The 10210-nt window shown below is 66.0% G+C and carries 12 protein-coding genes; 8 read left to right on the top strand and 4 right to left on the bottom strand.

Annotated features, from left to right (window positions below):
• Positions 1–170: 170 nt before the first annotated feature.
• Complete coding sequence (locus ACMLHZ_RS02630) at positions 171–1382, top strand: hypothetical protein (protein WP_418666257.1); 1212 nt, start codon at positions 171–173, stop codon at positions 1380–1382.
• Here ACMLHZ_RS02630 and ACMLHZ_RS02625 read toward each other — a convergent pair.
• Both ACMLHZ_RS02625 and ACMLHZ_RS02620 read right to left on the bottom strand, forming a co-directional pair.
• Positions 1336–1806 (bottom strand): methylated-DNA--[protein]-cysteine S-methyltransferase, encoded by a 471-nt coding sequence (locus ACMLHZ_RS02625; protein WP_418666256.1) that lies wholly within the window; start codon positions 1804–1806, stop codon positions 1336–1338. The two genes, ACMLHZ_RS02630 and ACMLHZ_RS02625, sit on opposite strands and share 47 nt — an antisense overlap.
• A gap of 4 nt (positions 1807–1810) precedes the next feature.
• Positions 1811–2689 (bottom strand): NAD(P)H-hydrate dehydratase, encoded by an 879-nt coding sequence (locus tag ACMLHZ_RS02620; RefSeq protein ID WP_418666255.1) that lies wholly within the window; start codon positions 2687–2689, stop codon positions 1811–1813.
• Between the two features lie 84 nt (positions 2690–2773).
• On the opposite strand from ACMLHZ_RS02620, the gene ACMLHZ_RS02615 reads away from it, so the two are divergent.
• The 3 genes from ACMLHZ_RS02615 (at position 2774) to ACMLHZ_RS02605 (ending at position 4500) form a co-directional block, all read left to right on the top strand.
• Positions 2774–3481, top strand: coding sequence for an NAD-dependent protein deacylase (locus tag ACMLHZ_RS02615; RefSeq protein WP_418666254.1), 708 nt, complete (start codon positions 2774–2776; stop codon positions 3479–3481).
• Between the two features lie 172 nt (positions 3482–3653).
• Positions 3654–4175 carry a hypothetical protein gene (locus ACMLHZ_RS02610; RefSeq protein ID WP_418666253.1) on the top strand — a complete coding sequence of 174 codons (522 nt, stop codon included), beginning with the start codon at positions 3654–3656 and terminating at the stop codon, positions 4173–4175.
• Complete coding sequence (locus ACMLHZ_RS02605) at positions 4162–4500, top strand: DUF805 domain-containing protein (protein ID WP_418666252.1); 339 nt, start codon at positions 4162–4164, stop codon at positions 4498–4500. Before ACMLHZ_RS02610 ends, ACMLHZ_RS02605 begins: the two co-directional genes overlap by 14 nt.
• A gap of 119 nt (positions 4501–4619) precedes the next feature.
• On the opposite strand, the gene ACMLHZ_RS02600 is transcribed toward ACMLHZ_RS02605, so the two are convergent.
• Positions 4620–5207 carry a TetR/AcrR family transcriptional regulator C-terminal domain-containing protein gene (locus ACMLHZ_RS02600; RefSeq protein WP_418666251.1) on the bottom strand — a complete coding sequence of 196 codons (588 nt, stop codon included), beginning with the start codon at positions 5205–5207 and terminating at the stop codon, positions 4620–4622.
• Positions 5208–5434: 227 nt separating this feature from the next.
• Between ACMLHZ_RS02600 and ACMLHZ_RS02595 the strand changes: the two genes are divergently transcribed.
• Positions 5435–6478, top strand: a complete 1044-nt coding sequence (locus ACMLHZ_RS02595) for an NAD-dependent epimerase/dehydratase family protein (RefSeq protein ID WP_418666250.1) — start codon at positions 5435–5437, stop codon at positions 6476–6478.
• A 199-nt stretch (positions 6479–6677) separates the two neighbouring features.
• Here the strand turns inward: ACMLHZ_RS02595 and ACMLHZ_RS02590 are convergent, their stop codons facing one another.
• On the bottom strand, positions 6678–7190 hold the full coding sequence (locus ACMLHZ_RS02590) for a hypothetical protein (RefSeq protein WP_418666249.1): 513 nt from the start codon (positions 7188–7190) through the stop codon (positions 6678–6680).
• 138 nt (positions 7191–7328) lie between these two features.
• Between ACMLHZ_RS02590 and ACMLHZ_RS02585 the strand changes: the two genes are divergently transcribed.
• Genes ACMLHZ_RS02585 through ACMLHZ_RS02575 form a run of 3 tightly spaced genes read left to right on the top strand, consistent with a single transcriptional unit; the run spans position 7329 to position 10113 of the window.
• Positions 7329–8279 (top strand): NAD(P)-dependent oxidoreductase, encoded by a 951-nt coding sequence (locus tag ACMLHZ_RS02585; RefSeq protein ID WP_418666248.1) that lies wholly within the window; start codon positions 7329–7331, stop codon positions 8277–8279.
• 34 nt (positions 8280–8313) lie between these two features.
• Positions 8314–9651, top strand: a complete 1338-nt coding sequence (locus tag ACMLHZ_RS02580; protein WP_418666247.1) for an MATE family efflux transporter — start codon at positions 8314–8316, stop codon at positions 9649–9651.
• A gap of 18 nt (positions 9652–9669) precedes the next feature.
• On the top strand, positions 9670–10113 hold the full coding sequence (locus ACMLHZ_RS02575) for a hypothetical protein (RefSeq protein ID WP_418666246.1): 444 nt from the start codon (positions 9670–9672) through the stop codon (positions 10111–10113).
• Positions 10114–10210 lie beyond the last annotated feature (97 nt).

The following is a 10210-nucleotide window of genomic DNA, read 5'->3' as shown; positions in this document are numbered from 1 at the left end:
GGGCAGCGTGGTGACAAAGGACATCCCGGCGAACGTGGTGGCGGCGGGCGTGCCATGCAGGGTGCTGCGCCCCATCGGCGAGCGGGACGACGAGTATTATTACAAGGATCGCAGAATTGAGCTGTGAGCGGCGGGGGCCGGCCAGAGGCCGGGATGGAAAGGGCCAAGGGATGAAAAAGCGGTGGGGGAGGAAAAGGATCGGCGCGCTTTTGTGCGCCGCGGCGGTGCTGGCGCTGGCCGGCTGCACAAAAAGCCCCGCGCGCTTGCAGGCGCCCGCCGCCCCTGCAAGCGCGGAGCAGCCTGCGGAGACCGGGCAGATCTACCTGTACGGGGAAATACACGGCGCCGAAAAGATATACGACGAGGAATTTTCGCTCTGGTCCGATTATTATCACAGCGGGGGCCTGCGGCATTTGTTTGTGGAGCTTCCCTATTATGCGGCGGAGTTTTTGAACGAGTGGATGCAGGCGGACGACGATAAAATCCTGGACGCGCTTTATCAGGACTGGGAGGGAACCCTGGGCGGCAACCCCTACAGCAAGGAGCTTTACCGGCAGATCAAGCGGGACTGCCCCGGGACCATTTTCCACGGCACCGACGTGGGGCACCAGTACGACAGCACGGGGGAGCGCTTTTTGCGGCAGCTGCGGGAGCGGGGCCAGGGGGACACGGAGCGCTACCGGTGCGCGCAGGACAATGTGGAACAGGGCAGGCGCTATTATAAGGATGCGGACGAGGAATACCGCGAGAATGTGATGGCGGAAAATTTTGCCCGCGAATTTGACCGGCTGGGCGGCGAGAGCGTTATGGGGGTCTACGGGGCGGCCCACACCGGGCTGGAGGCGCGGGACGGCCCGGGCGCGGTTCCCTGCATGGCAGGCCAGCTGGCGGAGCTGTACGGCGGCGCTGTGCATTCCGAAGATCTGAGCTGGCTGGGCAGGGAGATCGACCCGGTTCGGACCGGGAAGATGGAGCTGGCGGGCAAAGAGTACCAGGCGGCCTGCTTTGGGCGGCAGGCGATTACCTGGAACGGGGACTTTGCGAGCCGGGAATTTTGGCGCTTGGAAAACGCATACGACGATTTTAAAAACTGCCCCAAAACGGGCGATGTGCTGCCCTATGACAACTACCCGATGAACCTGGAACCGGGCGAGGTGTTCGTGATAGACTACACAAAAACCGACGGTTCGGTGGTGCGCCGGTATTACCGCAGCGATGGGCGCGTGTGGGAGGACAGGCCTGTGACCGAGGAATTCACGGTGGAACAGGAAGCCGGAGTAAAAGAGCAAGGCCCCGGACGGCTGAGAGCCGCCCGGGGCCTTGCTCTTTTATGGGTCAGGGCGCGCTGTGCGCGGCCTCCAGGGCCAGGAGCTGCTCCTTGACGGGCAGCCCACCGGCAAAACCGGTGAGGGACCCGGTGGAGCCAACCACCCGGTGACAGGGCAAAAGGATGGCGAGGGGGTTAGCGTGGCAGGCGCCGCCCACGGCCCGGGCCGCACGGGGGCTGCCCACGGCGGCGGCAAGCTGGCCGTAGGTGGCGGTCTGCCCATAGGGGATGCGGGCCATGGCCGCCCACACCGCCCGGCGAAAGGGCGTACCGGCCGGGGCGAGGGGCAGATCAAATTCGGTGCGCTTGCCCTCGAAATATTCCCACAGCTGCCGGCGCGCGCGGCTGAGCAGCGGGGTTTCGGCCGCGCGGCAGCCTGCGGGCAGAGGGGCGCGGCCAAACTGTACACCGGTGAGGGCGCCGTTTTCCTCCACCAGCGTGAGGGGGCCGACGGGGCTTTGGTAATACACTGCGTTCATGGCGTTACCTCCCATATTCCGCAAACAGGCGGCCAAGATCCGTGAACAGATCGTGGGGCAGCATGCCCAGCTGCCCCAGCCGGGCAGCGCACCGGTCGGCCGCCGCGCCGTGCAGCCAAACCGCGCACACCGCGGCCATCAGGGGCGAAAGGCCCTGGGCCAGCAGCGCGGCGGTCATGCCGGCCAGGATGTCGCCGCTGCCGCCCCGGGCAAGGCCGGGGTTACCGGTGGTGTTCTGATATACCTCGCCCTCCGGCCCGGCCACGATGGTGCGGTGGCCCTTGAGCACCACCACACATGCCTGCGCCCGGGCATAGCTGGCGGCAATGCCCTCGCGGGAGGCCTGGACCTCGGCGATGGTAAGGCCGCACAGGCGCGCCATTTCGCCCGGATGTGGGGTCAGGATCAGGGGCAGCCCGGCGGCAGGGCGGGGCAGTTCGGGCAGGGCGGCGGCCGCGTTCAGGCCGTCGGCGTCCAGCACCAGGGGGCAGCCGCCCCCCGGACCCAATAATTCCAGCAGGGCAGCGGTGTCGGCCGTGTGGCCGAGACCCGGCCCGAACAGCAGAGCGCCCGCGCCCCGCGCCTGCTCCAGGATCGCACGGCCGCTTTGGGCGCTCACCCCGCCCTCGGCGCTCTGGCGGCAGGGCAGGAAGGTGCACTCGGGGCAGCGGGCGATCACCGCGGCGATCACCGGCTCGGTGGAGGCGAGGGTCACAAGGCCCGCCCCCGCGCGCAGCGCGCCCTCCACCGCCAGCGCGGCGGCGCCCCGGAAACGGGTGCTGCCGCACACGCACAGCAGCCTGCCGTAGCTGCCCTTGTGGCTGTCCGGCCTGCGGGGGGCCAGCTGTGAGAACACCAGCTGAGCGTCGATCTCTTTTGCCATTGTGCCTGCCGCCCTTTCTCTTTGGAATGGTTCGTAGTATCATTATACTATACAAAACCAGCACAAAAAAGGGGGAAGCGGAAAATGGACCAGCGGCTGGAACGGCTGATCGCACAGAGCAAAAGCATGGTGTTTTTTGGGGGCGCAGGGGTGAGCACCGAGAGCGGCATCCCGGACTTCCGCAGCCAGGACGGGCTGTACCGCCAGCAATGGAGCTGCCCGCCGGAGCAGATCATCAGCCGCAGCTTTTTTGAGCGGGACCCGGAGGAGTTTTTCCGGTTTTACCGCGCAAAGCTGATTGTGAAGGCAGCCGCGCCGGGCGCGGCGCACCGGCGGCTGGCCGCGCTGGAGGCCGGAGGAAAGCTGCGGGCGGTGGTGACCCAGAACATCGACGGGCTGCACCAGGCAGCGGGCAGCCGGGCGGTGTGGGAGCTGCACGGCAGCGTGCTGCGCAATTACTGCATGGGGTGCGGCCGGTTTTACCCGGTGGAGTATATAGAGCACAGCACGGGCGTGCCCCGGTGCGAAGCGTGCGGCGGGATCGTGAAGCCGGACGTGGTGCTGTATGAGGAGGCGCTGGACGAGCGGGTACTGGAGGGAGCGGTGCGGGCCATTGCGGCGGCCGACCTTTTGATCGTGGGAGGCACCAGCCTTGCGGTATACCCGGCAGCGGGGCTGCTGCGGTATTTTGGGGGCAGCGAACTGGTGGTCATCAACGCCACGCCCACCCCGGCGGACGCCGGGGCAAGCCTGGTACTGCAAGGGAAAATTGGTCGTATTTTGGGCGAATGACCAAAGCTTGGAGCGGGAGAACAAAAAAACCATAAAAATAGCACAAAAAACAGTTGCCTTTTACCCCCAAAAGCTGGTATGCTGTAGATAGTCGAAAAAGGCCGGGCCGGCGGCGAGCTGCAGGCGCCCGGAATTTTGTGATGCCAGCTTGCAAGCGGAAGGGGGCGGCCCAATGGAAGGGGCGCAGCAGATCGAGAAAAGGAAAGGGTTCCTTATCTGCCTTTCCGGGCCGGGGTGCGCCCTGGACCAGAGCCGGGGCCGGGCCTTTGCAGGGGTGCGGGAATGCCTGGAGCAGCTGTGCCGCGTGGCCGATGTGGTGGAGCTGACCGCAACCAGCACCCGGGCGGCCCACAGCGAGTGGAGCTGCCACGGCCTGCCGCCCTGCGGGGCGCTGGCCACCAAAAAGCGGGACGGCGCGGCCTGCCTGGCCGAGCTGCTGGCCCGGGGGTACGACCGGCGAAAAGCCCTGTATGTGGGCTGCGGCCCGCGGGACCTTGCGGCGGCGCAGACCATGGGGGTGTTGTTTTACCCCATTCTGCCCGGGCGCGAGGCGGCCTGCTGGCAGGAGCTGGGCGAAGAGGCGCTGCCGAAATTATTGCATGGGATTTTTGCGGGGCCCTACCAGCAAAGGCTGCTGGCCCGGCACAATTCCCTTGTAAAACAATGGGCGGAGAGTGAATATGAAGAAATTTAAAAGGGCGTATCTGCGCCAGTGGCTGGGGTATACCGATTTTATGGGGGAGACCGGCCGGGGGGATTTTTGGCGGGCAATCGCGGTGAATGCCGTGATCCTTGCAGCGCTGGCGCTGCTGGTGCGGCTGTGGCCCACCCAGTTTTTGAACTTTTTGGGCTGGGGCTACTCGGTGATCATGCTGCTGCCCACCGTGGCCATGCTGGCGCGGCGGCTGCACGCGGCGGGCCGCGGGACCATCTGGCTGTTTTTGCTGCTGGTGCCGGCGGTGGGGCCGGCGGTGCTGCTGGCGATGGCCTGTATGCGGGACAAACACCCGATGGATTGAACCGTCCGCCCTGGCGCGGCGACAGGCGCAGGCGCGCCCCGGAGGGGACCGGGGGCCTTTATGCGCTCTTTAATAAGTTGAGAGAAGAGACCGGGCGGCCGCCCGGTCTCTTTTTGGCTTCAGCGCGTTGGCCCGCCCTGCAAAAACCCCATGCCGTAGGTCATGATATCCTCAGCCATGCCCGCGATCTCACCCGCGCTGCCGGCCATGCCCTCGTCGAGCCATTTTTCCAAAAGCCCGATGCAGCCGGCGCTCACAAATGCGTAGTAAAATTCGATCTGGCGGGGCGTCGCCCCGGCAAAAAAGCGCAGATAGGTTTCCAGGCAGCGCTCCCGGCCCAGATTGATGAGGCGGGCGGCAAATTTTTTGTCTCCAAAAGGGCCCAGGGTCATGATGCAGATATCGGCGTTGGCCTGCAGGCACTGAAAAACGCCGGTGGTGACCTTCAAGGGGGTAAGATCCCCGCCCTCCGCCGCCAGCAGCGGCTCCAGCGCCTGGCGGAATTCGCGGAGCAATTCGCCCTCCAGCTGCTCGCGCAGGGCATACAGGTCCTGGTAGTGGGCATAGAAAGTGCCGCGGCTGATGCCCGCCGCCTGGCACAGCTCCTGCACCGAGATGCTTTGGATCGGTTTTTGGCGCAGCAGGCCGGTGAGAGCCCTGCGCAGCAGCAGATCGGTGACCCGCGCGCGGTGATCCTGGCGTTTCATTTTGTGTACACCTCGTTTGAAAACTTTTTGTGACCAGGCGGCCGCACTGAACAAGATGTGTTCAGTCTGTTCAATAACATACGGTTTTACCTGCAACTGATCATGGAGGTTTTCCTCTTTTAAAATTATAATACAGTTAAGGAAGAAAATAAACACACTGTTCAAAAAGACCGCCTGAACCAGGGGTCTGACCAGGGGCCGGCTGACCGGCAAAAAGGAGTTTTTTTATGAAAAGGATCTTTGTGATTACCGGCGTCAAAGGGCATCTCGGAGCGGCGATTGCCCGAATTTTGGCGGCGCAGGGGGAGGAGGTGCGGGGCTTGGCGCTCGCGCATGACCGCGCGCCCGAGCTGCCGGGCGTTCGGTACATCGAGGGGGATGTGCGGGATCTTGGTTCCCTGAGGCCGCTGTTTGAAGATACGGGCGGCGCAGCGGTGGAGGTGATCCACGCGGCGGGCCTCGTGGATGTTTCGGGCGGCGCCTGCCCCGACCTGGAGGCGGTGAACGTGCAGGGAACGGCAAATGTGCTGGCTCTGTGCCGCCGGTACGGCGCGCGGCGGCTGGTGTACGTGAGTTCGGTGCACGCGATCCCCGAGCAGGCGCAGGGCACCGCCATGCGGGAGGTGAGCCGGTTTTCCGCCGCCCGGGTCACGGGCGCATACGCCAAAACAAAAGCGGCGGCCACCCAGCTGGTGTTGGACGCCGCCGCCGAGGGGCTGGACGCGGTGGTGGTGCATCCCTCCGGGATCCTGGGCCCAGGCGACGAGGGCGGGGGCAACCACCTGGTGCAGATGGTGCGGGATTACCTGGCCGGCCGCCTGCCCGCCTGCGTGGCGGGCGGTTACGATCTTGTGGATGTGCGGGATGTGGCACAGGGCTGCCTATTGGCGCTGGAGAAGGGTAAAAAGGGGGAGTGCTATATTTTATCGAACCAGTTTTGCAGCGTAAAAAATGTGTTGGAGCTTGTGCGGCACGAGGTGGGAGGCAGGCGCCTGGCCGTGATGCCCATGTGGCTGGCCCGCGGGGCGGCGCCCTTTTTTGCGGCGGCGGCCCGGCGCCGGCACCAGCGGCCGCTGTATACCGCCTATTCGCTGTATACGCTGCGCAGCAACGGGCTGTTCTGCCATGAGAAGGCGGCCAGGGAGCTGGGGTACCGGCCCCGCCCCCTGGCGCAGACGGTGCGTGACACCGCGCTGTGGCTGCAGGAGCGGGCGGGCGCGGTGCAGCGGCGCGGCGGGCGCCGCGCCCCCCGCCGCCCGGGGCTGGCCTGACTGACGGGCCTTTTGGTCTGGTGCGGGAAAAAGGCCCGGCCCGGAGCACAGATACAAAAAGGGGCTGTTACAGAATAGCCTCTGAAAAAATCTGCACAAAAAAGCGCCTTTGAAGCTGGCGGTAAAAGCCAGTTTCAAAGGCGTGTTCTTTACCGAAAAGCTGTTTTTTGCAACAGCCCTTTGGCGTTTTTCAGGGAAGTCAGACCGCGGACTCCTGGATGTGCACGGTAAAGAAATAGATGACCGAACCCCGCCAGCCAAAATCCGCCTCGACCCGGTACATGTAAAGACCGGTGGCGGCCGGGGTGATAATGGGGCCGCTGCCAACGTCGATCAGTTCCATGAACGCTTCGAGCTTTTCGTCGTCGGCCCGGCTGATGACCACGCTTTTGGGCTTGATGGAAAAATCGAGATCGAGATAGGTGCGGGGGGGCATGGGCACCGGGAGGGCGGCCTGCCGCAGGTCGGCGGAGCTGTAGACCGGGGTGCTTTTTTCGGTAGTGGTTAAAAAATTCCATTCGTACCCCGCCCGGAACACGCTTCCGGGCGCCATGGCCGCAGAACCGTTCATGGTGACGGTGAGGGTGGGCACGGCGCTTTCGGGGTCCTTTACATCCATGTTCTCGCGGATGAAGATGGTGATGCAGATCGCCACGGCCAGCGCAACGGCGCCGATGACGAGCTTGCGCACGATCTGCCTGGTGGTATACATGGGCAACGCCCCCCTTGCGGTTTAAAATGGATAACCTCATTATATACGAAACCGGGGCAAAAATCCAGACGGGGATTTGCCCCCTGAGGAAAAAATGGCTATAATAGTAAAAGTATGAAACAAGAGAGGGGCCGGGCTGTGGAGATCGTTGTGCTGGACAGTTATTGCGTGCGGGAGGGGGACCTGGACTGGTCGCCGCTTTACGCGCTTGCCGACCGTGTGACCCTGTGGCCCCGCACGCCGCGGGGGGAGCTGGCGCAGCGCATCGGCGAGGCCGAGTGCGTGATCTCGAACCACTGCCGCATCGACGGGGAGGTGCTGGACGCCTGCCCCGGGCTGCGGTGGATCGGCCTGACCTCCACCGGGACGGACAGCCTGGACCTGGCCGCCTGCGCGCGCCGCGGGGTGAAGGTGGCGAACGTGCCCGGATATTCCACCGAGAGCGTGGCGCAGCACACCTTTGCGCTGCTGCTGGAAGCAGCAAACGGCGTGGCCCGGCGGGCCTGGAGCCTGCGGGAGGGCTGGTGGCAGGCGGGCGTGCCCGCGCGCTATGGCCTGCGGCCCCCGTTTGAGCTGGCGGGCAGGACCTTTGGCGCGGTGGGCTACGGGGCCATTGGGAGGGCGGCGGTGCGCATTGCCCGGGGCTTTGGCATGCGGGCGGCCGCCTGCACGCGCACGCCGCGCGCGCCCGAGCCGGGGGTGGAGTTTATGAGCCTGGACCAACTGCTGGCCGCCAGCGACGTGGTGAGCCTGCACTGCCCGGCCACCCCCGCCACAAAGGGGCTGATCGGCCCGGCACAGCTGGAGCGGATGAAGCCGGGCGCTGTTTTGATCAACACGGCGCGCGGCAGCCTGATCGATGAGGCCGCGGTGGCCGCCGCAGCGCAGGCGGGCCGTATTTTTTACGCGGCGGACGTGGCGGCCCGGGAACCCATCCGGCCCGAAAACCCGCTGCTGGCGGCGGACAATGTGCTGCTGACGCCCCACGTGGCCTGGGCCACCGGCGAGGCGCTGGAACGCCTTGCCGCCGAGGTGTGCGAGAACCTGCGGGCGTATCTTGCGGGGCGGCCCCGCAACCTTGTGAATTAAACGGCCCGGCGGCGCGCCGGGCAGAGGAGGAGCCATGACCGGCGGAAGAACCATCACCGGGCAATTCTGGCGCTATGCGCTGCCCAGCATGTTCAGCCAGCTGCTGAACAGCTTTTTTATCATTGTGGACGGCTTTTTTGTGGGCCAGAACCTGGGGGACGCGGGCCTGGCGGCCATCAACGTGGCCTGGCCCCTGGTGGCGGTGATCCAGGCGGCGAGCCTGGCCATCGGCACCGGCGGCGCAGTGCGCCTTGCCACGGCCCTGGGCCGGGGCGAGGAGGAGGAAGCCCTGCGGGTGCGGGGCAACACCCTGGTGCTGCTGGGCCTGGCGGCGGCCCTGCTGGGAGGCGGGCTGTACCTGGGTTACCCCTACCTGCTGCCCCTGATGGGGGCCAACGCGGAATTGTACCCGCTGGCGGCGGAATACTGCCGGGTGGTGTGCGTTCTGGCAGCCTGCCAGGTGGCCACCACCGGCATGCTGCCCCTGGTGCGGGGTTCGGGGCGGGCGGTGGCGGCCATGTGGGTGATGGTGCTGGGCCTTTTGGGGAACATCGGCCTGGACTGGCTGTTCATCCATCAGTTCCAATGGGGGCTGGGAGGCGCGGCGTTTGCCACGGCGCTGGCCCAGGGCCTGTGCGCGGCTGCTGCGGCGCCGGTGCTGCTGTGCCACAGGGGGCGGCCGGTGCGGGCCGCACAGTTCCGCTTACAGTGGGGGCGGGTGCGGGGAATCCTGCACTATGGGATTTCCCCCTTTGGGCTCTCGCTCTCCACCAGCGTGATCCTGCTGATCACCAACCTGCGGGCGCTGCACTACGGCGGCACCCGGGGCGTGGCGGTGTATGCGGTGCTGAGCTATGTGCTGGGCAGCGTGATCCCGCTGGTGTCGGGCGTGGGGGACGGGATCCAGCCGCTTTTGAGCTATGCCCGGGGCGCCGGGGACCAGCATGCGCTGGCCGGGCTGCGCCGCAAAGGGCTTGGCCTGGCACTGGGGGCGGCAGTGGTGTGCAGCGCGATGTGTTTTGCCCTGCGCGCCCCCTTGCCCCTGGTCTTTGGGGCGAGCCCTGCGGCTGCGGCCGAGGGAGCGGCGGCCATGTGGACCCTGGCCGCGGCCTACCCGTTTATGGCGGTGCTGCGGTTTTATTGCAGCTATTTTTGCGCGGTGGGCGAGCCCAAGGCCAGCAGCATTCTGGCGTACGGCGAGCCGCTGGCCGCGCAGCCGGTTTTTTTGTTCACCCTGCCCCTTTTGTGGGGGCTGGAGGGCGTTTGGATCGCCTACCCGGCGGCGGTGGCGGTGATGGCGGCGGCGGCCCTGTGGCTGCTGCGCCGCCACCTGGCGCTGCGGCCGCAGGCGGGCGGCGAGGGCGCAGCATAAAGGAAAGGAACCAGGACCATGCAGAAATTTGTTTACAAAAGCCAGCGCAACAAGTTTGAGCTGTGCGACGGGTTTGCCGCGCACAAGGAGGCGCAGCTGCCGGGCGGCTGGCGGGTGAGGTGCGACACCGAGCCCTACCACAAAAAAGAGCGCCCGGTGCTGCTGACCCTGCAAAAGGGCACGGGCCCGCTGGCCTATAAGCCGCGCTTTACCGTGCTGTGCGAGGACGGCAAGGTGCGCCTGGGCCTTCAGGAATGCTGGGCCGCGCGGGCGGCGGCCTGGGCGGCGGCGGTGCTGGCGCTGGCGCTGATGCTGGCGAGCGCGCTGCTGCCGGCGCCCTGGAACCGGGCCCTGTACGCGGCGCTGGGGGCGGCGGCGCTGGCGATTTTGTTTGTGGATTTTACCCGCGCGAACCGGGCGGTCAAAAGGATCGGCCAGTACTTAAAAGAGAACGTGCTGTAAAAAGGGCCCGGCTTCGGGGCCTTTTGGGCGCGCCGCGCTGCGGCCTGCGGGGCGGCGCACACGGCCTGTTTTAAAGTGCATCTTTAAAAGAAGGGGG

The sequence above is a fragment of the Allofournierella sp. genome (genome assembly GCF_048388525.1).
Taxonomy (GTDB): Bacteria; Bacillota; Clostridia; order Oscillospirales; family Ruminococcaceae; genus BQOK01.
This window is presented reverse-complemented; position numbering and strand designations above follow the sequence as displayed.